Below are 22,277 nucleotides of genomic sequence, written 5' to 3'. Positions count from 1 at the left end.
TTGCTTTTCGCACCTGTAAAGTAAATTGCCATTAGAAAATTCCTAATGATTTCTTAAGTTGCCTTGACAATTTTGAATCACCACTATCGATGTGTGAATAGTATAATTTTTAAAAATATTCATGGCATCTAGCAAAATTACTTGAATTACAGAGTGAACAATCAACCAAATGAGAGTCAACCAAATGAAATTTATTTGAATCATCCTACCTTTGGACTTCTCTACAGAATATGTCTGCTTAAGGATAATCAAGAATTATTTACTACTCTGTATGCCCAACGTTTGTTTTTTACGGTAACAACTGACAGTAATTATTTTTCTTTTGAACCCATTAGTAGAACCGATGCTCGTTTATTAGTCGAGAGCTTGATGCGACGATTATTACTCGACCGTGAAGTAGCCAAACATCGTCAACTTCAAGCTATTTATCAGCGTACTTTTCTCTAAAATTCATCCATACTAAGATTTTAAAATTAACTTTTAGATTATCTTAATGACAGACTCGGTCTCGGAAAAAATTCAGCGAATTAAACAAGAAATTCCCAAAACTGTTAAGTTGATTGCCATTACTAAACAGGTTGGTATTAAACCAATGCGTGAAGCTTATGCTGCAGGAGTACGAGATTTTGGTGAAAATCGCCTTCAAGAAGCTCTTACCAAACAAGACCAACTGCAAGATTTGACTGATATTAGCTGGCATTTTATTGGACATATTCAAACCAATAAAGCTAAAAAAATCATTGAGAATTTTGATTGGATTCATTCGGTCGATCGGTTATCTTTAGCAAGGCGATTAGACAAGTTAGCACAAGATTGTCACCTTAGACCTCAGGCTTTACTCCAGGTCAAGATCTTACCCGACCCTAATAAATATGGCTGGGAAGTACCAGAATTACTATCCGCCTTAGAAGAACTAAACCAATATCAGTATCTTAAGATTCGGGGGTTGATGACGATTTTACCGCTAGGATTATCCTCAGAAGAGACACTAAAGGCTTTTCAAGAAACTCGAAAATTAGCAACAATAATAAGACAAAAAAACTACTCTAATTTGTCTATGGAGCAGTTATCTATGGGAATGTCTGCGGATTATTTGTTGGCCATCAAAGCTGAGGCTAATGTGATTCGCTTGGGCAGAATAATTTTTGGTCCCAGGAATATTTGAACGCAACTGTTTATCCGACTGGATTACAAGATATTTTCCGCAAGAAAAATAAATTAAGAAAATTACTGTAATGTTAAGAAAAACCAAGAAAAGCCAAGATAGATAAATTTAAATCAATTTATTGATTTTACCGAACCTGCTATTTAGGGAATTGTGGAGTAGAATTAAGTCGCCAAACAAATATTTCTTTAAACACAGCCACTTTCTCATTCAATTTTGAGAATGATATTGCTAGTTACTCTAATTGTCTCAAGCTGAAGCTATCAAAAGATAAATAAACAAAAATTTGTTGTTTAAAAAATGTTCGGTTTTTCATTTAGATTCATAACTCAGCAATAACTTAAAGAGATATCCTATTCAGCCAAATTAAAGTCGTAAATTAGTTAGGAATTGTTAGCAATATGTTTGATACATTAAAAGAATTTTTTGGGATTGAAGGCGGATACATCGGCGAAGATGAGGATTATATAGAATATGATCCAGCTCAAGAAGGGCTGGAAAATCAGCCTTATAACAACTCTTCGAGATCCAATCAACCAGAACTTACTAAAATCCCATCTTCCAACAACAATAAACCAAACCGTAAGCAAGACATGAAGCTCAATAATGTAATTGGTATGCCAGGATTAGCTAATGGAAATTCCGAAGTAGTAGTAATTGAACCCCACTCTTTTGAAGAAATGCCTCAAGTTATTTTGGCATTGCGGGAGCGTAAATCGGTGGTGTTAAATCTCAACGTTATGAATCCAGAAGAAGCTCAAAGAGCTGTAGATTTTATCGCTGGTGGAACTTATGCCATGGATGGTCATCAAGAGCGAGTTGGCGAAAGTATCTTTTTGTTTACTCCCAGTTCAGTTAAAGTCAGCAGCTTGACAGGAATTCTTAGAGATGTGCATACCCCAGAACCTCATGTACGTCGTTCTGTACCCGAACCTGATTCTTGGGGACAACAACCTAGTGTAGTTGCTCAATAATTCTCATCAATCAATAGTATTATTAGGTAATGACATCTAATAGTATTTGCCTCGGTATCATTGGAGGCGGGATTATGGCAGAAGCTATTTTGTCTCGCCTCTTAGCACAAAAAATATTCGCTGCCAATACCATATTAGTCAGCGAACCCAGAGCAGAAAGACGTGAATTTTTAGTTCAGCGGTATCAAGTTCAAGTTACGGCAGACAATCAAGCTACGGTATCTGCTTCAGAAATATTGTTACTCGCTATCAAACCCCAGGTATTTGCTCAGGCGATCGCTAATATTACTCCAAATCCCCACAGCACAGTAATTTCGATCTTAGCAGGAGTTACCTTAGACAAGTTAGAGCAAGCTTTCCCCCAACAGCCAGTAATTCGGGTCATGCCTAATACTCCCGCTACAGTAGGAACCGGAATGACGGCGATCGCTCCAGGAACAAAAGTACAGGAGCAACATATTCAGCAAGCTAAATCAATTTTTGCTGCGGTAGGAGAAGTCGTAGAAGTTCCCGAGTCTTCCATGGATGCGGTGACAGGATTATCAGGTTCAGGACCAGCTTTTGTGGCATTAGCCATTGAAGCTCTAGCTGATGGAGGAGTAGCTTCGGGATTACCCAGAGCGATCGCACTTCAGCTAGCGACTCAAACAGTATTAGGGACAGCTACCCTAATTAAAGAAACAGGAATGCACCCAGGAATTCTCAAAGATCGGGTAACGAGTCCGGGGGGGACAACTATTGCTGGAGTGGCTAAATTAGAAAGTTTAGGGTTTCGTTCGGCACTAATCGAAGCAGTGAAAACGGCAACCGCTAGATCAAAGGAACTAGGTGAGTAAAATTTCCCAAGCAATTACCGACGACTAGTTACCTTTAAAAGCTATGAGCTGTTAGCTATTAGCTGGGGCGAAGCCCCTTGACTCTCGTTACTGACGATCAGGGTCAAGTTTCCGACTTAGTTCTTCATCACAATGGAAGAAACATAACATTTAATCAAATTAATTAGAGATGAAACCGTCAATCTTTTCTCAGCTTAGTAGATGGAGAGCAGCCCTTGTGTTAGGCTTTTTCTTGATTTGGTTATGCTATTCTATCTCACCTGTTTTTTCGCAATCATCTTCATCTCAAGTAAAAGTATTTGAATCAGCCTGGAGTACTGTCAACGAAAACTTTTTCGACCCCAATTTTAACGGCGTTGATTGGGAAGAAATGCGATCACAGTATCGACCGAAAGCAGCACAAGCTAAATCAACCGAACAGCTAGCTGAAATTATCAATCAAATGCTTTCAGAGTTAAATACTTCCCACACTCACTTCTATACTCAAAACGAACCAGCCTACTATCAAATTGCGGGAATTTTCCGCCAGTACTTGCTGAAAGACCTCAAACCATTTTTACCCAATGGCAAATTGGAATATACTGGCATCGGCATCTACACTGAAGAGTTTAAAGGTAAAACTTTTATCAAAGCAATGATCAATGGTTCTCCTGCTTGTTCAGCAGGACTTAAAGTAGGAGACCAACTATTAAGTGTTGAGGATAAACCCTTTCAAGCTATTCAATCATTTATTGATCAAGCAGGACAAAAAATCCCAGTGCAAATCAAGCGAACTCCTGAATCATCGCCGCAAGAAATTGTTGTCACGCCAAAAGTATTCAATCCCGCAACTATGTTTTTGGATGCTGTTAAAGATAGTGTGGAAGTAATCGAACGGGAAGATAAAAAAGTTGGCTATATTCATATTTGGTCTTATGCAGACCCCAAATATCAAGAACAGCTTGAAGAAGAGCTAGTTTATACTCGTCTAAAAGATACCGATGGATTAGTTTGGGATATTCGTGATGGCTGGGGAGGAGCAAGTCCTGACTACCTAAATATTTTTACTGCACCAGTACCAACCATTACTAGTATTCCCCGCGACGGTGTTGCCAGAGAAAGCCAATTACAATGGCAAAAACCGGTAGTAATGTTAGTCAATCAAGGCTCGAGAAGCGGTAAAGAAATTCTAGCCTATGGCTTCCGTAAATATGATGTTGGACCAATTGTTGGCAGCCAAACCGCAGGAGCAGTAGTTGCCGGTCGTCCCTACATTATGCCCGATGGCAGTTTGCTTTACTTAGCAGTCGCTGATGTATTTGTTGATGGCGATCGCTTAGAAGGAGAAGGTATCATACCTGATGTCAGAGTTCCATGGTCTATTCCCTACGCTCAAGGAGTCGATCCGCAAAAAGAACAAGCAATAGAAAACGTACTGAAGGCGATCATTGATGTGCCTCAAGGTAAATCGTATTGAACAGGCAATCAGCTCGCACTCTCAGTCCTCGCCTCGATAGAGCAGGGCTGAGTTAGAGCGCCGAGCTATTGGTTGAGATTAATCATCGTAGCCTTGGTTTTCGATATATCTGACAAGCACATCGATAGCGGCTCCACCTGCACAAAGGCTTGAGCCGCATGTAGTATAGCCATACCCCTGTTTCCCAAATTTAGGCTTCCTCTCTTGGTCAGCGTTCCCTTGCGCCTGTCGGCGACGCGGGGTCTGACCGCAGTAATAAGGTTTTAGCTCAGTAGCAAATTCTTTTCTAATCTCTCTACTGCTAATAGTTTTCAGAATATTACAAAGCTTACCAAGAGATAATCTAGGCGCAAGGTCTACTAACAAATGAATATGATCTAGTTTTCCTAAGTCTGCTTTGCATTCTAAAAGTTCAGAATCTTGAGTAGAACAAAGCCTCGAAAACATTTCTATTAATCTAGATTCTATTTCTTTGTTTATGACTTCGTGACGATATTTTGTTACAAACACTATATGAACAGCATTGTACCCAAAGCTTTGATTATGAGGCTTTGGTTTGATCATAAAAATAAACACTATATGATACAATACTTTCATGGTCAAACAAAACATCAGGACAGATAAGTGGAGTATTGTGGCAACCCAAAAGCAAAAAGAGTTGTTGCAAAACACTGTGTCCGAGTTCAGATGTTTAGTTCGTTGCTTAATTGGAGTTGTTCAAACACACTGGTCAACTATTGGCAGACTAGAGGCGAATAAACAAATCCCAGCAGTAGAAAGATTAATTCATGCTACTGCTAAAAATCCTGAAATCAAATATAGATACTTTGGTACTCGCTTTCATAAATTCCCTAGCTATTATCGTCGTGGAGCAATTCAATTTGCTATAGGACAAGTATCCAGTTTCGTAACTAGATATAGAGAATGGCAATCAGGAATTAGAAAGCGCAAAGATGCGCTACCGCCAAGATTAAATACTGACTGTCGAACTTATCCCCCTTTATATAAAAATCAGTGTATTCGTTTTGCTGATGACAATAACAGTGCGGAGATAAAAGTGTTCACTGGAAGTGATTGGTTATGGATAACAGTAGGTGTAACTGGTCATAGACAAAGACATTTAAATCCAGATAACCAGCGCCAATCACCATACTTAATTGTAAATGAGCAGAAGTGCCACCTGTCTGTGCCATTTCAAATCAAGAACGCCAAGCTAAAAGAAAAAGATTCAGTCTTATCAATAGACTTGGGAATCAATACAACAGCTACAGCTTCAATTGTTAACTTTGACGGTACTGTAAGCCATCGTGAATTTATTCATCCTGGCAGAGACATAGACCGTCGAGACAAACGACTAAAGCGAGTTAGTAGAAAAGCCAGTCTAACTGGTAAGCTATGCAAAGGTTTCACCCGTGGACTTTACCGCAAAGCAGGAAACATCAATCGAGAAATTGGGCAAAAAGTATCTGCGAGATTGGTTAAAATAGCCAAACAATATGGTGTCAAATATATAGTGTTTGAGCATCTAAAAGGCTGGCGACCAAGAGGTGGCAAGCGGAAGTCTACTCTGAGACAACGTTTTCACAGTTGGTTACATCGTCGCATTGTTGAGCTGACGCAGATGAAATGGTCAGAACTTGGTGGACAAGTTCAATTTGTCTATCCCCGTGGCACTAGCAGTAATGCTTTCGACGGTAGCGGTAAAGTAAAACGAAGTAGTAAAAACTACGAATTAGCCGTATTCAGCAGCGGGAAAAAGTACAATTGCGACTTGTCTGCTAGTTATAATATTGGCGCCAGATTTATTCTTAAACTGATGGGTGGAAACAGCCCACAGGATGAGCAAGGCAAAAGTTCCTGCTCATCACCTAGAAGCTGGGTAACGCTTTCGATGTTGTGGTCATGCAGACCTACATTGTAGAGCAGATACTCAGTCCTCGCCTCCAGGCAGGGCTGAGAGCTTCATGTCTTCACTCTGACAAAACGATAGTGGTTTCCAAGCTGTTCTCATCTAGATAAGTAGGTAGGCATAATAATTTATAAAACCCAGGTAATTAATCTTTTCCCTATCACCCATCCCCTAACCCCTAATCCCTGCCAAAACCGTTTTATATTTAATTTCACCCACCTACTTACGTCGGGATGAACCAAGAATCCCACGTCATTTATGCGTGGGAGCATGACACTGAGAAATTTAATCGATGTCAATCTACAATTAACAATTTTTAATTGGTTTACCCGACTTGGCAATAGAGTCTATGGTGCAAAACGAAGCATAAAAGCTGGGGTTTGTCTGCGAACCCATAGTCCAGAGCTGATAACGGGTAAGTAATAATTCTACTTTGAGTGCGATCTCTGGACCATAGAAAGGAAATTCAATCCAATCATCTGCACCAGATAGTCGCACATCATCAAGTGATTCCAAGGCCATCAATAGAAGTGGACGACTATAGCCACGGCAGCGCAGTTCTCGACATAGTTCAACTCCTCCAGAGGAAAGTTCTGCATCAACCATGATTAGATCAGCCTCTGGAAAAATATTAATCGCGTCTAGTGAGTTCTCAGCCAGACGGGGAGTGTAGTTAGCTGCTCTTAAAAATTGAGCAAGCTTGAGCCAACGGGATAGATCATCTACAACAACCAGAATATTCAACTGGGGACCTCTCGAAATATAAAATTAGTTACTCTCACTAGCATGGAACCCAAAAGTGACAAAGTCGGTACAAAACAGAGATAAAGTGCTTTTTTGTTATGATTCGTAATGATTGTATAGATTTAAGACAATGCTTATTATTTGCAACAAAGATATTCACTCATGAATTAGCTTTGTTCTTTTTACCTTCATTGATCTCCAGGGATCTCAATCGATGAGCTTCAGCTAAGTAGATAGGCATAATAATTTATAAAACCCAAGTAATTAATCTTTTCCCTATCACCCATCCCCTAACCCCTAACCCCTGCAAAAACCGTTTTATATTTAATTTCACCCACCTACTTAATACTAAATCCTGTTGTGTAGCTTACTTAAATAAACGAAGTAATAAGTAACTAAGTATTGATTACTTCCCCAATCTCTCTGGAAATGTCAATCGCGAAATTTTTGATTTGTGTCTAAAGTCCAATTTTGTAGTGGTTAATCAAGATTTTTTCCGACTTTGACAACATATAGGTTGTTAATGTAGTCTACAATAGACTAAAACAACAAAAATGTTGTTTTAATAAACAAATAAACCAATCTTCTTGGAAAGCATTCCCTTGCGGAAAAATGCGGTTTTAGACGAGGTGCTCCAGCTCTTGAAATGAATTCAAGAGTCAGCCTCTCAGGTTTTACCGCTAATCTTCACCAATGTCTAGCTTATCCTAACCTGAGTTTGGGAGTCTTAAAATCAATAGTCAGAAATTGTTTATTAACAAACAATGAGCGAAACAATTTTATCAGTACACAATTTAACAGCCAATGTCGATGGTACACCTATCCTAAAAGGTGTCAATTTAGAAATTAAAGCGGGAGAAGTCCACGCTATTATGGGGCGCAATGGTTCAGGTAAAAGCACTCTATCTAAGATTATTGCAGGACATCCTGACTATGAAGTCACTGGCGGAGAAATTATTTACCAGGGTCAGAATATTCTTGAAAAAGAACCTGATGAAAGAGCTAACAGTGGTATTTTTCTGGCTTTTCAGTACCCGATCGCTATCCCTGGAGTGAGTAATCTAGACTTTATGCGAGTTGCTTACAATGCCAAGCGCAAATATCAAGGGTTAGAGGAAATTGATACCTTTGATTTTGAGGATTTAATTGAAGAAAAGCTAGAAGTAGTCAAGATGAACCCCAGTTTTTTAGAGAGAAGTCTCAATGAAGGGTTTTCTGGTGGAGAAAAAAAACGTAACGAAATTCTCCAAATGGCGTTACTCGATCCTACCCTGACTATTTTGGATGAGATTGATTCAGGTTTAGATATCGACGCACTCAAAATTGTTGCTGATGGGGTAAATCAACTGAAAACTCCTGAAAAGGGTTACTTGGTGATTACTCACTATCAACGCTTGTTAGACTACATTGAACCAGATTTTGTTCATGTAATGCAAAATGGCAAGATTATTACCAGTGGCGGAAAAGAGCTAGCTCTGGAGTTAGAAACACGTGGTTACGACTTCTTGGATGATAAATCTACGGCGGAGGTAGGGGTCTAATGGCTGTACAAATTCCTTTTGCAACTATCTCTCAAATCAATGAAACCCCAGTAGTAGAAGATATTTTTTTCACAGGTTTATTGCAACAATGTCTGGTAAGGGCTAATGAACCTGAGTGGTTACAAGATATTCGTCAACAGTCGAAGAATTGGCTTTCTCATTTATCTGTACCTACCAAAAAAGATGAAGACTGGCGTTTTATAGATTTGTCATCTTTGACAGCAACTAAATTTTTGGCAGTAGAAGACCAAGTAGGAGCAATTGGCAAATCACATTTAAAGGAAACAGAAAATAGCCGTTTAGTTTTTGTCAATGGGTCATACGATGCCAAACTATCTAACGTATCAGGATTACCTTCTGGGGTATATGTTGGTAGTTTAAATGACTTACCTAATAATTTTGACCCCTCAAAATACTTTGCTCAACAGCATGGCGCACAAGATGCCTTTTCCGCTCTCAACACTTCAGGCTGTAATGATATCGCTGTAATTTGGGTGGAAAAGAACGTGGTGCTCGAAAATCCCCTACATCTTTTATTCATATCTAATGGCGATCGAGAAGTAAGTTTTGCTCAACCCCGTACTTTGGTGGTAGCTGAAACAGGAGCTAGTATTTCCTTGCTAGAAGAATATGTAGGTACAGGAGAATACTTTACTAACGCTGTTACCGAAATTTTTGTACAAAATAACGCGAGAGTTAATCATACACGTCTACAACAGGAATCAAAAGCTGGCTTCCATATTGCTAAAACTGCGGTATCTCAAGCTCGCGATAGTCACTATACAATCAATGAGATTAATTTAGGGGCAAGATTATTTCGTCATAACCCAGAGGTATTGCAGCAGGGAGAACAAACCGAAACCTATCTCAATGGTTTAACGGTGGCAACAGGAGAACAAACGTCAGATACTCACAGTATTGTTGCTCTGACAAAGCCCAATGGCACAACAGATCAATTACACAAATGTATTGTAGGCGATCGCGCTCATACAGTCTTTAATGGTAAGGTTTTTGTTCCCAAAGAGGCTCAGTTAACGGATGCTACCCAGTTAAACCGTAACTTGTTGCTATCACCAAAAGCCAGGGTTGATACCAAGCCTGAACTGCAAATTACTGCCGATAATGTCAAGTGCGCTCATGGAGCTACGGTAAGCCAACTAGAAGCCGACGAAATATTCTACCTTCGTAGTCGGGGTTTAAGCGAGGCTGATGCTAATCAACTATTAATCGATGCTTTTGCAGCAGAAATTATCGATCGCTTGGCTCTGGAATCTCTGAAAACCAGAATTACTGAGACTATTGAACAAAAAATTAACTCGCAACCTTCGAAGGAATAGGAAACAGAGAATAGACAAAAAAGATTATATAGTAACTGATACTTAGCTAAAGATTAAAAAGCGAGAATTAAAAGGAATATGACTTTAACCCAGGAAAAAACTTTAGGCGAATTCCCGACCGAAAGTAGCTTAGCCCATCGCGTCAGAAAAGACTTCCCCATCTTACATCAGGAAGTAAATGGCAATCCCCTAATATATTTTGATAGTGCTGCCAGTTCTCAAAAACCTCAAGCAGTTTTAGATGTGCTGCAAAACTACTATCAACAAGATAATGCCAATGTTCATCGGGGTGCTCATACCCTTAGTGGCAGGGCTACCGATGCCTACGAAGGGGCGAGGGACAAAGTTACTCAATTTATTAACGCTGCTTCCCGTGAAGAGATTGTTTTTACCCGTAACGCCAGTGAAGCAATTAACTTAGTAGCTTATAGTTGGGGATTAGCTAACCTTAAACCTGGGGATGAAATTATTCTTTCGGTAATGGAACACCATAGCAATATTGTTCCTTGGCAGTTGATTGCCCAAAAAACCGGTGCAGTAATTAAGTATGTTGAACTAACTCCTACTGAAGAGTTTGATTTTACTCAGTATCAATCTCTACTGTCCGCTCAAACTAAGCTCGTTTCTGTAGTTCATGTTTCTAACACTCTCGGAGTAATTAATCCCATAGAAGAAATTACTCAAGCAGCTCATCAGTATGGAGCTAAGGTATTAATCGATGCCTGTCAGAGTGTCCCTCATATGCCTGTTGATGTCCAAGCAATAAACTGCGATTGGCTAGTAGCCTCAGGACATAAAATGTGTGCTACTACGGGGATTGGCTTCCTTTACGGCAAAAAAGAAATTTTGTTAGCAATGCCACCTTTTATGGGTGGAGGCGAAATGATTGATGAGGTATTTTTAGACCATTCTACTTACGGTGAATTACCTCATAAATTTGAAGCGGGAACTCCTGCGATCGGCGAAGCGATCGCCCTTGGGGCAGCAGTGGACTATCTGACTAATATTGGCATGGATCAGATTCATACCTATGAAGAAGAATTAACTGCCTATTTGTTCCAGAAGCTAGAAACTATTCCTGGTCTCAGAATTTACGGTAAAAAACCCACTGACAAAGGGAAAGGGAGAGCAGCTTTAGCAGCTTTTAACGTCGAAGGTATCCATGCCAGCGATTTAGCTACTCTATTAGATCATGAAGGGATTGCCATTCGTTCTGGTCATCATTGTACTCAACCCTTACACCGTATCTTTAAAGCTTCTGGTAGTGCCAGAGCAAGTCTATATTTCTACAACACCCGTGAAGAAATTGATACCTTTGTAGAAGCTTTGAAAAGTACTATTGAGTTTTTTCAGAGTATGAACGAATAAGTAACACTAAACTTTGGAGCTTAAAGCTTGTTCAATTAATCTGCCTGAGCAATAATTGTTCTGTGTCTGGGACTATTGACAGTAATACTGGGAATCGTCAAACCTGCTTGTGAAAATACTTGTTTCATATCCAACGCAAAGTATTGATCTAGATAAGGTTCAGTGCTTTTGAGTAGAGTTAGGATGTAGGGTGGCATCTTCAGAAAAATTTCCGACTGGGGATTCATGTCCATAATGGCAAGATAACCACCAGGACGTAACAAACGTCGAGCTTCAGTAATAATGTCTTGAGCGGCGGTGGCAGGTAATTCGTGAAACATTAAGCAAGCAGAAACCAAATCGAAGCTAGCATCAGCTAATCCTGTCGATTCAGCAGCAGCATGAACCCAATTAATATTTTTTTGATTTTGTTGCCCCCGATATTGAGCTACCGCCAAAAAGTAAGGGGACAAATCAAGTCCCGTAACTTGGGCTTGGGGATAAATTTCTTGTAAAGCAAAGGTACTCATCCCAACACCACAACCCAAATCGAGAATTGTTGCGGGGGTGATGTCTAATTTCTGTTCCATAACTTGATGGTAGCTTTGCCGTAGCATCGGATCGCCACTAGGATCTCCTGTAGACCAAATTTTGGCATGGACTGCATAAGCAGCAGATTCTACTTCCCAAGCTGCTTTCCAGCTCAGATTTCCCTCTTCGTAGGCATGAAAAGAAGTGGTGTAGTAGTCGGGATATTTGAGTTCTCGATTCTCAACTGCGGTTAATTCTGCATCCCAATTGCGATCGCTTAATCGTTGTACATTTTCTCGCCAGGGTACACCGATCGCTTCAGCTCGCTTAATCATCATGTTGCGGGCGCGGTTTTTGGCAAAGCTGGCTAAGGGTTTGATTGCTAAAACTCCGTTTACCAAACGGGAAGACAATCCAAGCTGAGGTTGAGTTGCAGTAACAGTCATGAAAACAGAATTAATCGCAGATTATTAAATAGTTCCTGTTTTAGGATACCAATCTTTGACATCCTCTCCCGATAAGCTCTTATACTAAATCCTGTTGGTGTAGGTTACTTAAATAAACGAAGTAATGAGTAATGAGTAATGATTACTCCCCCAGTCTCCCAGTCAGCCTACATAAATAACCTCTGTCAATCTTATTTAGTATTACCTCCTTTTAACAGAAGATTCAAAAACAGTTGAGGCTCGGCGATAGATAAACTACGAACCCACTTACCTATCAATCAACAAAAAACCTTGGCAGAATCTGCCAAGGTCAAGTAGGAGAAATCAATGTCGACGAGAGAAAAAATTTAACTATTTTAAGCCAGTAAACCTAACCTTTTACCATTGTCACGGGCCGTTCTAATCAAGTTCTGTCTGGTTGTCCTTTCGATATCAAAACGATTACAAATTTTAGTTATGACCTGAGAATGTAATGCGATCGCTTTACCGCGAAGCTGATTGAACTTGACTTTACCTAGACGATTTCTAACTTGAATTACTATTGGTGCAAACATGATTATTTTCTAGACCTCAATCAAAATTTCTTAAAATTGCCGTTGTGTACTGACTCAATGGCAAATTTTTTATTTATTTCCTTATGTAAATTAATGTAACAAATAATTTAAGTTTTGCAAACTTTATTTGACAAATATATTTTTATAGTATCTATAAGTGAAATTAATCAATACTGGTAAACTGACTATTGAGTTAGAAAAAGAAGTTTTACTCTATGCGATCATCAATTATTTAGGCACCGCTATTATCTGTAATGAGAGTTATTGAGGGAATTACCTTTCATTCAGAATATGTCACCAGCTAATCTAGCCCGAGTATTTATTACTCGCCGTTTACCCCAAGTTGATGAATTAGAACAATTACGCCAGATAGCAGTAGTAGAAACTTGGTCGGAAAGACAACCACCAACTTACTCAGTGTTACTGGAAAAAGTTAAGTCTATAGATGGTTTACTGTGTTTGCTTACCGATTCGATTGATCGGCAACTGCTTGAAATTGCACCATCTTTGAAAGTTATCAGTCAAATGGCAGTTGGCTACGATAATATCGATATCCCTGCGGCTACCGCTAGGGGGGTTCCTGTAGGTAATACACCTGGAGTTCTCACTAATGCCACTGCCGATCTGACTTGGGCATTATTAATGGCAGCAGCACGTCGAATAGTAGAAGCTCAAAGTTTTGTTAGAGGTGGTCAATGGTTGACTTGGGAGCCAACTTTATTACTCGGAGCCGATTTAAGTGGTTCTACCCTTGGTATTGTTGGCTTGGGACGAATTGGTCAAGCCGTTGCCCGTCGCGCCAGAGGATTTGACATGAAAATTCTCTATTACAGCAGACACCGCTTAGAACCTTCATTGGAAGAATCATTGGGTGTAGAGTATGCAGAATTGAAGACTTTATTGTCAGAGTCTGATTTTATTTCCCTACACACTGCTTTATCAGCAGAAACTTATCATCTAATTGGCGATCGCCAGTTTCAATTGATGAAATCTTCTGCCATTTTGATTAATACAGCTAGGGGTTCAATCGTAGACTCCCAAGCTCTATATCAAGCTCTAAGTACGAATCAGATTGCTGGTGCTGCCTTAGATGTTACCGATCCCGAACCAATTCCGATGGATAGTCCCCTCTTAAAATTAGATAATGTGATTATTACTCCCCATATTGGCAGTGCCAGCTATCAAACCAGAGCTAAAATGGCGCAAATGGCTATCAATAATTTAATTGCGGGATTAGAAGGTAAAAGATTGCCCCATTGCGTTAACGATGAATTGTATCGTTAATGTGAGTTAGGAATTCGGAGTTAGGAGTTATGAATTTTTACCTATAGAAAAAAGGATTCAGGCATCTAAAAATTTATAAATTCTGGTAAATTGCTGAGTTTTTAACATCGTCGAACTGACGTTATCGTTAAGAAAACCGTCTGAGCAATTGTTTGGCAATGTTAAGTAGCTCCACCTAATAAAACGTCTAATAAAACAGTAAAAAAATTGAAGATGATTCTCCCTAATCCCTAACCCCCATCACCTAACCCCGATCTTAACCATTCCATGTTTAATAAAGTGGATCTACTTAGGAGCGCAATTACCAGTAAATTCAATGATACAAATCAAGGGCATTCTGACGTAGGATGGCGATCGCAATTGTCTCTGCTTCCCTAGTAGTTAATTCCTTTCGAATTAGTCTGAATTGCTGCTGTGCGATGGTTAAAGCCAACGGAAAACACTAGTAAAAAGAAGTATTAGCCACGCTAGATTTTACTGGCGATCGCCCTGGGAAAAGCTCAAAAGCGATCGCCAGTAAACATCAACTACAGTTAACAGAAATATGAGGAGTGTGGGTAATCAATCTTGTCTGTGCGATAGGCAGTATTCCCACTCGCACTATAAAGCAAGTTTGAGTCTTGTTTGGGCTTGATTTTTGTTTAAGTCCTGGTTAATTCAAATTAATAATCTTTCCAGTTTGAAGAGGTAATATGTTAGTAAAAGCCTGTAGCCAAATGAGCTACTTAAGAGCTATGAAAAGCATAAATTTATCTTTAGGATCTCTGTTAGTAGCTGGCATAATTGCTGCTGCCACTACCGCTGCTCATGGCGAATCTAACCTGTTATCGTCAGAGAAAACCTTTTTTTGCCAAACTAATAATAAGATCTCTTCTACCTTAGCCAAAACCAGTGATGGTGAGATTTTACCTATATTTAACTGGAAGCAAGAAGCTTTGCCCAGCGAGACTGATCTCCAGCAAACCTGCAATGATGTATCCCAAAGACTAGAAAATTATTTTGTTTCACATGGCGATTTGTCTAGTCTGACTTTCAAACCGACACAACTAGAAAATCTTCCCGTTATTTGTTTGGCTGGGGAAAACAATGAGTGTAATTTTCTTTTACTGGCTCTAGATCCTAATGAAAAACCTCTCAAAACCGCGAATGAAGTTCTAGAATCAATTCTCAACCCTCAACTCCAAGCTAATAAAAAGATGTCTTACGAGCGAGGGGTACAATCGATTTACTATTCAGTTGACTTATTGCAACTTCTAGGACTCAAAATTTAAAATTAAATGCTTGCGCTTAATTACTCAATTGAGTTAATCCACATTTAACTTGCAATTTATTAATGCTGTTCATCATCATCCAGATTGAGGGATGGCAACGCCAGATTTCACCTGCGATCGCCAGTGAACATTAACTACACTTAGCAGAAATATGAGGAGTGCGAGTACCGAGCTTATCTGTGCGATAGGCAGTTAAGATAACTTGACCATCTTTAGTTTTGATCGCCCCTCTGGCTGGAAGGATTTTGCCCATGCTAGTTTTAATGGGGTTTATATCTTGAGATTTAGCTGATAAATTTGGGGTGGCAACTTGACCATCAACTAACAACAAACCAGAATCTAAAGGTTGGCTCGGTTCGGGGAGGATACCACCTTGGCCTTTAATCGTTAAGCCATTTTGAGCAGCTATTTCACGATTAGCATTACAAGCTTGGACTATTGTTTCTTCGGATTCTATTACATTACTAGGTAACTCTACTACATCCTGAAAAGAATCAACATCCAAAGTCAGGATTGAAACTGTGCCATCTAAACCCAATTGAGAACTGGCACTAATAAAGTTAACTCCTGCTTCACGTTCTCTCTCTTCTATCCCAAAAATTCCTTACTTGTTACTTGTTACTTGTTACTTGTTACTTGTTACTTGTTACTTGTTACTTGTTACTTGTTACTTGTTACTTAAACAACGCGAAAATAAAGTTTTGCCACCGTAAATTTCGCTCACCCGTAACCGAGAGACCGAATGCCTTGGCTAAACCCCTACCCATTAATACAATGACTACTTTAAGTTGAAAATTGCTCAGAGTTTAAGACGATCGCATTTTCTTTGCAGACATATACTTGTCAGTTTCCCGTAACCTTTTGCTCAAAAAGCGACAAATTTCTAAAATAATGTGGGGGCGTTGAGAAATCAGACTAATAAAGCGTTTCTTTTCCAAGCCTAGTAAGACAGAATCTTCTAGAGCGATCGCTCCATCCCAACGGGGAGCCTCATCAAAAAGAGCGATTTCACCAAAATATTGTCCTGTAGATAATTGTTTAATTTCCTGCTGCTCACCATCAACCTCTTTAACAATTTGTATTCTTCCCTCAGCAATAATATACAAATGCCAGCCCCAACTTCCCTCAGAGTAGATAGTTTCTCCTGCCATGACTTGTCTTTGTTCCAAAGCTTGATCGATGGGAAACAGCTCATCTAGAGAGAGATTTTTAAACAGGGCGACGTTTCGCAGTAAGAGTAATCGATTCATAGAAGTGCTAACAGGAGAAGTAAGCTGAGCAGCGGCAGGAAAAATTTCCTGTGCCACTGATTGTACGATCGGATCGGGGTCTTTGAGTAGGGCGGTGGGGATAACTGCTAAAGCTATCGATGCCCCAGTTTTAATCCAGCGATCGCTCGACTCTAAAGCTTCCAGTAGTAATTTATAGCCTTTATTTCTTAACCATTGGGGAGAAGACTCGATTTGATTTGGAGGTTGTTCCGCTACAGCTTGTTCCAATAAAGGTATCAAAGGTTGAATAAAACGACGGTGATTGATCGAAGACAAGACTTCCACCGCGTTAGCTAAATCACGACGATCGCTGGTTGCCAAAATACGCTGTACTAAATTAACCGTGCGGGAATACCCTAAACAGGAGAGGATATACAAAACCTTTTGCAGTAGACGTTGCTGATAATCTTCAATAGCTACCGCCAGTAATTTCCAGCTAGGATCTTGAGCGGGTATTTGCTGTTGCCACTTGCGAGTTAGAGCTAATTGCTGAAACTCTGGAGTCAGGTGGGTGAATAAGATTTCGTTAGCGCGTTTGCTTCTAATTTTACCAATAGTAGCGATCGCCGTGTTAACCACATCAGGATTATCAGCCGCCAGGTTAGTTTTGGCGATCTTTAAACCATCTTTGCCAAATGCCGCCAAAGTGCTGGCTACCTGTTGACGAACTCGTGGATGATGATCTTTTAATCCAGTAGCAACAACATCTAACATTTCGGCAGAATGAGTAATTTCCAATAACTTATATGCCGCAATTCTGACTGAAGGTTCAAAATGACCAATTTCAGATCGAGCCAATTTTGCCAAATTATGGTCTTGAGGTAAAGCTAAGCTAGCCAGAGCTGCTAATGCTTCCTGCTTAGCTACTGGACTGGATCGAGGTAGTAAATATTCAATCAGGGTAATAAATTCGGGATTTCGGCTATAACGAACAACTCTAGAAATTGCTTTGGCAATAGTGTCAGATAATTCCGACTGCCAAAATTGCTCGGCAACATTGAGGTCTAGATCTTCGGAATTGGTACATTGAAACGCGGCAATTAAGCCTAATATTTTTACTTCCTCATCACTGTCGTCAATTAACACTTCTAGCTGTGATGATTCAAAAGTATATTGGTTAGCAATCAAAACCTCTAGAGCAGTTGCTCTTACAGTAGGATGATTATCAGTCAATAAATGGGCAAACTTTTGTAGTGTTACTTCATCGCGATCGCTGCTAAACAGCTTGAGTATTTCTTGACGTAGCAAATTATCAGCATCAGGTAATAAAACTTTGATCTCAGGAAAAAACTGACTCGGATTCCCGACATTGGCAGCTAATTCCAATCCCTTAATTTGAGTGTAGCGATCGCTATCTGCCAGAAATTCCCGAATTACCTTGCCTGACTGAGGTGGTAATGGAGTTCCTTCATCGCTAAAATCATCTAAATTAATTGTATCAGAGCGAATCATTTCCTCCAGACTCTGGGCATAGAACCGACCCATTGGTAAACGCACTAGTAATAAAATTAGGGTCAAGGCAGCTGCCAACCAAGTTATTTGCACCAAGCTCAAATAAAAATGACAGACCCACAAAACTACTCCAGCTAAAGTTAACCCCAGAGAATAAATCAAACCATCGCTCAATGCCCGAATTCTGCCGACAAACTGATGGGGAATGCCGTTGTAGTTTAGCTGATGTATGGGAAGATTAATTGATTTATAGAGTGCATCTCCATTGATATGTAGTCCAATCGCTGAAGCTAAATTAAAATTAAGCAGCAAACCTCCAAGGCTCAAGAGAGTAGTAACTGGATACACTGCATTTAACCGAGCTACACCTACCCATTTAAGTAAGGGACGAGTAATACCGTACAGGAATACCACTTGGATGAGGGAAATAATCATCCGCATTAATCCCAAAAATGCGGTTAATTTTGATTCATTGAAGTATTGTCCATAAATATTGAACCAAAGAAATTCGGAAGTTATATAAATAATTACGAGTAAATAAGTGCTAGTAGCCAAAAATAACACTAAAGGATAACGTCGGCACAGATCGGGTAATGTTCTTAAAGATTCGACGATACTGATGTCTGATTCCTTGGTAGGAGTTTGGAGACGACGTTGAGATTTTTCTAAATATATTAATTGTCCAAAAGCGATCGCCATAAATAATGGCAAAGCCAATAGTAATTCCCGACTGGGAAAGTAACGGGAGAGCAAAATAGTCAAACCACCACCCAAGAGAGTACCTACTGCCTGAGCCATCCCAATATAGGGAGCATATTGCTTATATTCCAGGGTAGTAAAATAATCCGTTAGGAGTCCAGGATAAAGAATATTATTATTAAAATCCCACTGAAAAAAAATCGTGATTAAAAGAGCATAATAAATCCAAGCCAGATCCAGACTAATCAACAGCCTTAATCCCAACATCATAACAATTGAGATTAACAACACATAGCGAAATATCTGGGGACGACTATAGCGATCGGCAACCTGAGAAAAAGCACCATAAGCAGGAAGAGAACATAAGCCAATCAAAATAAACGCGATCGGCAGTTCTCCAGCCCCAACATGACTGACAAAAAGAGAATTAGCACTCGCCATAGCCATGACGTTATAAGTCAATACTGTTACGGCTAACAGTAAGAGTTGAGGCAAGCGACCAAATTGACTAATCATGATGTTTTTTGCTCATTTGCTGCATTACTTTCTGCCAGTTTAGAAGCTCTTTCTTCTTGAGTCTCTAAGTTTTTCATCTCGATTGTCAAATTATCAACGGGGCTAGATTGAACTAATAAAGTTAACCCCGCCGCGATGACCAAAAATACTCCACCGATGACCACAGCTAAAAGACGATTCTCATGGAGAAAATGCTGCATAACCCACCCAAAACCCAGAGAAACTGTAATTTCTGGCAGTACAACAAAAAAATTAAATATTCCCTGGTAAATCCCCTGACGCTGGGGTGGAATTGAACCGCTCAACATAGCGTAAGGCATAATCAAAGCACTAGACCATGCTATTCCTAAACCCACCATTGCTAGGAGTAGCAAATATTGATTGGTAATTATTAACAGAGAAATCAAACTAATTCCGCCGCAAAGCAAGCACAAACTGTGAGTTACGGGACGACCAAGTCTCTGAGCAATACGGGGCAAAACAAAAGAAAAGCCGATGCAAACCGCATTATATACTGCAAAACAAATTCCCGCCCATTCCACTCCTTCGCTATAGAGTATTGAATTCTGACTTGTGGCACCAAAAATATTCCAAGCCACCGCAGGAGGAAAATAAAGCAAAAAACAAAATATACCCAACCAAGTAAAAAACTGTACCCTCGCTAATTGCTGCATCTTCCCTGGCATTTGTCCTAAAGTCTGCCAAGTTTCTCGTAGACTACTGGTAATACCGCCTCTTTTGGCTCTTAAACGCTCAAACTTAGCTAAATTTGGCGGTGGATACTCAGGAGTAGTTACAATTGTCCACAATACAGTACCCAAAAATAGTAGACTCCCAATGTAAAACGAAATTTCTACTGTGAGAGGGATTTTCCCCAAACTACCACTAATATTACTAACATGAAAAACTTGACTTAATACCCAAGGCAGAGCTGATGCCGAAACCGCTCCCAAGCCCAGCATAATACTCTGCATCGCAAAACCTTTCGTTCTTTGCTTTTTGGGTAACAAATCGCCGACAAAAGCTCGAAACGGCACCATACTCACGTTCGCACTCGTATCTAAAATCCATAATAATCCTGCTGCCAGCCAAAGATTAGAGCAATTAGGCATTGCTACTAAGGCTATAGAAGCTAGAATTGCCCCTACTAAAAAATATGGTCGCCTTCGGCCCAAAGAATTCCAAGTATAGTCACTTAAATTACCGACAATAGGTTGAACCAACAAACCGGTTAAAGGAGCAGCAATCCAAAGAATCGGTAATTGAGCTGCGCTGGCGCCTAAATGCTCAAAAATAGCACTCATATTGGCCATCTGTAGTCCCCAGCCAAATTGAATTCCTAAAAAACCGAAGTTCATATTCCATAGTTGCCAAAAATTAAATTGGGACTTGGAAACTGAAAGTGATGCATTTTCTGATTCACTAGATGGTTGAGGAGTTGACATAAAACAAAAATGGATAGATTGTTGGTAGACTCAACAAACTTGGTACTAAGGTAAGTTTAATGCAACATCACTCCTTAGCTTGATAATCTTCGATATATCATCAGACTTTTACACTTATAACTTGACGATTACGATGTTAAAAACTAATTTTCTGTTTCCTTGTCTGTAATCGTTGTCGGAAAAGTTACGGTAAAAGTAGAACCCTCTCCGGGTTGGGAAACTAAGTCTATTTCACCCTGAAGTAGTTTGACTAACTTGTCCACAATAGCTAATCCCAAACCAGTACTATGAGGAGAGTAGCTGCCTTTCGAGCTAGCTCGATAATAAGGTTCAAAAACTTGGGTCTGAGCTTCGGGATCTATACCAACTCCAGTATCGGTAACAATAAGTGACCATTGGTCATTGTTGTCGGTAAGACAGGTTATCGTAATAGTTCCTGAATCGGTATAACGAATAGCGTTGCTAAGCAAATTAGTAATAATTTGCTGTAATTTTAGAGGATCGGTGCGTATTTGTTCGGGAGCGAGATCGCAGTTTAAGATTATTTCTAAGTTTTTCTGAATAGTAGAAATTTCTAAAGTTTCTGTGATCACTCGAATAAGCGATCGCAAGTCAGTTGATTGCAAATTTAATTGTATTTTTCCGGTTTCGTAGCGAGAAATTTCGAGAATATCGTTAATTAAACGCAGTAGTTGTCTGCTATTTGTAATTACCTTTTCGGTAAGTTGTAGACTCAAAGATGTATCTTTGCCTTGAGTAACTTTTTGCTGTTGTTGTAATAGCAGGGTAGAAAAACCCATGATTGAATTAAGAGGAGACTTTAATTCGTGTGCCAAATGAGAAATATCTTCTTTTTGCGTTGCTACCAGACGAGTCAATTCTTGGTTGGTAAGCAATAGTTGACCCCGTACTTGTTCGAGTTCTTGTAATTGGGTTTCAAGATAACTTTCTAGAGATAGAGAAATGACGCGATCTATTAATGAATCAACAAGTTCGATTGCTTTCAGTATTTCATCCCCAGATTTAACCAGCAAATCTGGTTTTAAGATCGTAAAAATAATTTTGCGTAATAAACTATATTCTCGCACGATCTCAGCTACATCATAGCCTTGTTCGGCTCTCATAATTCCATGTTCCCAACCTTTATCTTCTAGCTTTTGTGGTTGATTGGTTAATGCTTGAGAAAGCAAAGTAGCGAGAGCTTCTACAACTAAAGGAATACTATTACGTACAGCCTGGTATGTCATCCCTTTAGAACTCTCTATATCAACATCCTTCTGAATAGTTTTAATCCAACTGTCGACTATAGTATCGGTTCTAGCCAATAGAGTTTTGCCAAGATCTTTGCTCACTGAAAAATTACTAACTTGCGTACTGCTTGATATTAGTACAATAATACTTCTGCTGATAGATGTCAAAAAAAGAATTATTTTCTAAATTGCGATGTAATCTATAAGAAATAGCAAGCGATGGACTGAATTGCTCAATTTTTCGAGGTG

Annotated in this window: 19 protein-coding genes; 11 read left to right on the top strand and 8 right to left on the bottom strand. The window is 39.6% G+C overall.

Features of this window, described 5'->3' with window-relative positions; translation table 11 throughout:
• The first annotated feature begins 153 nt into the window (after positions 1-153).
• From PLEUR7319_RS0120575 to PLEUR7319_RS0120555, 5 genes are all read left to right on the top strand, one after another.
• Positions 154-447 (top strand): PipX family protein, encoded by a 294-nt coding sequence (locus tag PLEUR7319_RS0120575; RefSeq protein ID WP_019507117.1) that lies wholly within the window; start codon positions 154-156, stop codon positions 445-447.
• A gap of 46 nt (positions 448-493) precedes the next feature.
• Positions 494-1,165, top strand: a complete 672-nt coding sequence (locus PLEUR7319_RS0120570) for a YggS family pyridoxal phosphate-dependent enzyme (protein ID WP_019507116.1) — start codon at positions 494-496, stop codon at positions 1,163-1,165.
• A gap of 401 nt (positions 1,166-1,566) precedes the next feature.
• Positions 1,567-2,139: a cell division protein SepF gene (locus tag PLEUR7319_RS0120565; protein WP_019507115.1), complete on the top strand. Its 573-nt coding sequence runs from the start codon at positions 1,567-1,569 to the stop codon at positions 2,137-2,139.
• A gap of 29 nt (positions 2,140-2,168) precedes the next feature.
• Positions 2,169-2,975, top strand: a complete 807-nt coding sequence (gene proC, locus PLEUR7319_RS0120560) for a pyrroline-5-carboxylate reductase (RefSeq protein WP_019507114.1) — start codon at positions 2,169-2,171, stop codon at positions 2,973-2,975.
• Between the two features lie 169 nt (positions 2,976-3,144).
• Positions 3,145-4,431, top strand: coding sequence for a S41 family peptidase (locus PLEUR7319_RS0120555; protein ID WP_019507113.1), 1,287 nt, complete (start codon positions 3,145-3,147; stop codon positions 4,429-4,431).
• Positions 4,432-4,509: 78 nt separating this feature from the next.
• Here PLEUR7319_RS0120555 and tnpA read toward each other — a convergent pair whose 3' ends face one another.
• Positions 4,510-4,995: an IS200/IS605 family transposase gene (tnpA, locus tag PLEUR7319_RS0120550; protein WP_026102670.1), complete on the bottom strand. Its 486-nt coding sequence runs from the start codon at positions 4,993-4,995 to the stop codon at positions 4,510-4,512.
• A 31-nt stretch (positions 4,996-5,026) separates the two neighbouring features.
• Between tnpA and PLEUR7319_RS0120545 the strand changes: the two genes are divergently transcribed.
• Positions 5,027-6,352, top strand: coding sequence for an IS200/IS605 family accessory protein TnpB-related protein (locus tag PLEUR7319_RS0120545; RefSeq protein WP_019507111.1), 1,326 nt, complete (start codon positions 5,027-5,029; stop codon positions 6,350-6,352).
• Positions 6,353-6,646: 294 nt separating this feature from the next.
• On the opposite strand, the gene PLEUR7319_RS0120540 is transcribed toward PLEUR7319_RS0120545, so the two are convergent.
• Positions 6,647-7,084 (bottom strand): response regulator transcription factor, encoded by a 438-nt coding sequence (locus PLEUR7319_RS0120540; RefSeq protein WP_019507110.1) that lies wholly within the window; start codon positions 7,082-7,084, stop codon positions 6,647-6,649.
• A 764-nt stretch (positions 7,085-7,848) separates the two neighbouring features.
• Here PLEUR7319_RS0120540 and sufC point away from each other — a divergent pair.
• The 3 genes from sufC to PLEUR7319_RS0120525 all read left to right on the top strand — a co-directional run bounded on the left by sufC (position 7,849) and on the right by PLEUR7319_RS0120525 (position 11,330).
• The gene (sufC, locus tag PLEUR7319_RS0120535; RefSeq protein ID WP_019507109.1) at positions 7,849-8,625 is read left to right on the top strand and encodes a Fe-S cluster assembly ATPase SufC; all 777 of its coding nucleotides are present in this window, start codon (positions 7,849-7,851) and stop codon (positions 8,623-8,625) included.
• Positions 8,625-9,962, top strand: a complete 1,338-nt coding sequence (sufD, locus tag PLEUR7319_RS0120530) for a Fe-S cluster assembly protein SufD (RefSeq protein WP_019507108.1) — start codon at positions 8,625-8,627, stop codon at positions 9,960-9,962. The genes sufC and sufD overlap by 1 nt, the downstream gene beginning before the upstream one ends.
• Before the next feature lie 78 nt (positions 9,963-10,040).
• Positions 10,041-11,330, top strand: a complete 1,290-nt coding sequence (locus PLEUR7319_RS0120525) for a SufS family cysteine desulfurase (protein WP_019507107.1) — start codon at positions 10,041-10,043, stop codon at positions 11,328-11,330.
• Between the two features lie 35 nt (positions 11,331-11,365).
• Here PLEUR7319_RS0120525 and PLEUR7319_RS0120520 read toward each other — a convergent pair whose 3' ends face one another.
• Entirely contained in the window at positions 11,366-12,286 is a 921-nt protein-coding gene (locus tag PLEUR7319_RS0120520) for a class I SAM-dependent methyltransferase (RefSeq protein WP_019507106.1), read from the bottom strand.
• A gap of 356 nt (positions 12,287-12,642) precedes the next feature.
• The gene (locus PLEUR7319_RS0120515; protein ID WP_019507105.1) at positions 12,643-12,840 is read right to left on the bottom strand and encodes a hypothetical protein; all 198 of its coding nucleotides are present in this window, start codon (positions 12,838-12,840) and stop codon (positions 12,643-12,645) included.
• Between the two features lie 291 nt (positions 12,841-13,131).
• On the opposite strand from PLEUR7319_RS0120515, the gene PLEUR7319_RS0120505 reads away from it, so the two are divergent.
• Positions 13,132-14,124: a D-glycerate dehydrogenase gene (locus PLEUR7319_RS0120505; protein WP_019507103.1), complete on the top strand. Its 993-nt coding sequence runs from the start codon at positions 13,132-13,134 to the stop codon at positions 14,122-14,124.
• 734 nt (positions 14,125-14,858) lie between these two features.
• Positions 14,859-15,395 (top strand): COP23 domain-containing protein, encoded by a 537-nt coding sequence (locus PLEUR7319_RS0120500; protein WP_158441867.1) that lies wholly within the window; start codon positions 14,859-14,861, stop codon positions 15,393-15,395.
• A gap of 130 nt (positions 15,396-15,525) precedes the next feature.
• Here the strand turns inward: PLEUR7319_RS0120500 and PLEUR7319_RS0120495 are convergent, their stop codons facing one another.
• The 4 genes from PLEUR7319_RS0120495 to PLEUR7319_RS0120480 all read right to left on the bottom strand — a co-directional run bounded on the left by PLEUR7319_RS0120495 (position 15,526) and on the right by PLEUR7319_RS0120480 (position 22,130).
• Positions 15,526-15,900: a hypothetical protein gene (locus tag PLEUR7319_RS0120495; RefSeq protein ID WP_237743597.1), complete on the bottom strand. Its 375-nt coding sequence runs from the start codon at positions 15,898-15,900 to the stop codon at positions 15,526-15,528.
• Positions 15,901-16,201: 301 nt separating this feature from the next.
• On the bottom strand, positions 16,202-19,333 hold the full coding sequence (locus PLEUR7319_RS0120490; protein ID WP_019507100.1) for a cyclic nucleotide-binding domain-containing protein: 3,132 nt from the start codon (positions 19,331-19,333) through the stop codon (positions 16,202-16,204).
• Positions 19,330-20,778, bottom strand: coding sequence for an MFS transporter (locus tag PLEUR7319_RS36220; RefSeq protein ID WP_019507099.1), 1,449 nt, complete (start codon positions 20,776-20,778; stop codon positions 19,330-19,332). Before PLEUR7319_RS36220 ends, PLEUR7319_RS0120490 begins: the two co-directional genes overlap by 4 nt.
• A gap of 143 nt (positions 20,779-20,921) precedes the next feature.
• Positions 20,922-22,130, bottom strand: coding sequence for a HAMP domain-containing sensor histidine kinase (locus PLEUR7319_RS0120480; protein WP_019507098.1), 1,209 nt, complete (start codon positions 22,128-22,130; stop codon positions 20,922-20,924).
• Positions 22,131-22,277 lie beyond the last annotated feature (147 nt).

Source organism: Pleurocapsa sp. PCC 7319 (genome assembly GCF_000332195.1).
Lineage (GTDB): Bacteria > Cyanobacteriota > Cyanobacteriia > Cyanobacteriales > Xenococcaceae > Waterburya.
Note: the sequence above shows the minus strand (reverse complement) of the source record. Positions and strands in the feature narration are given on the sequence as shown.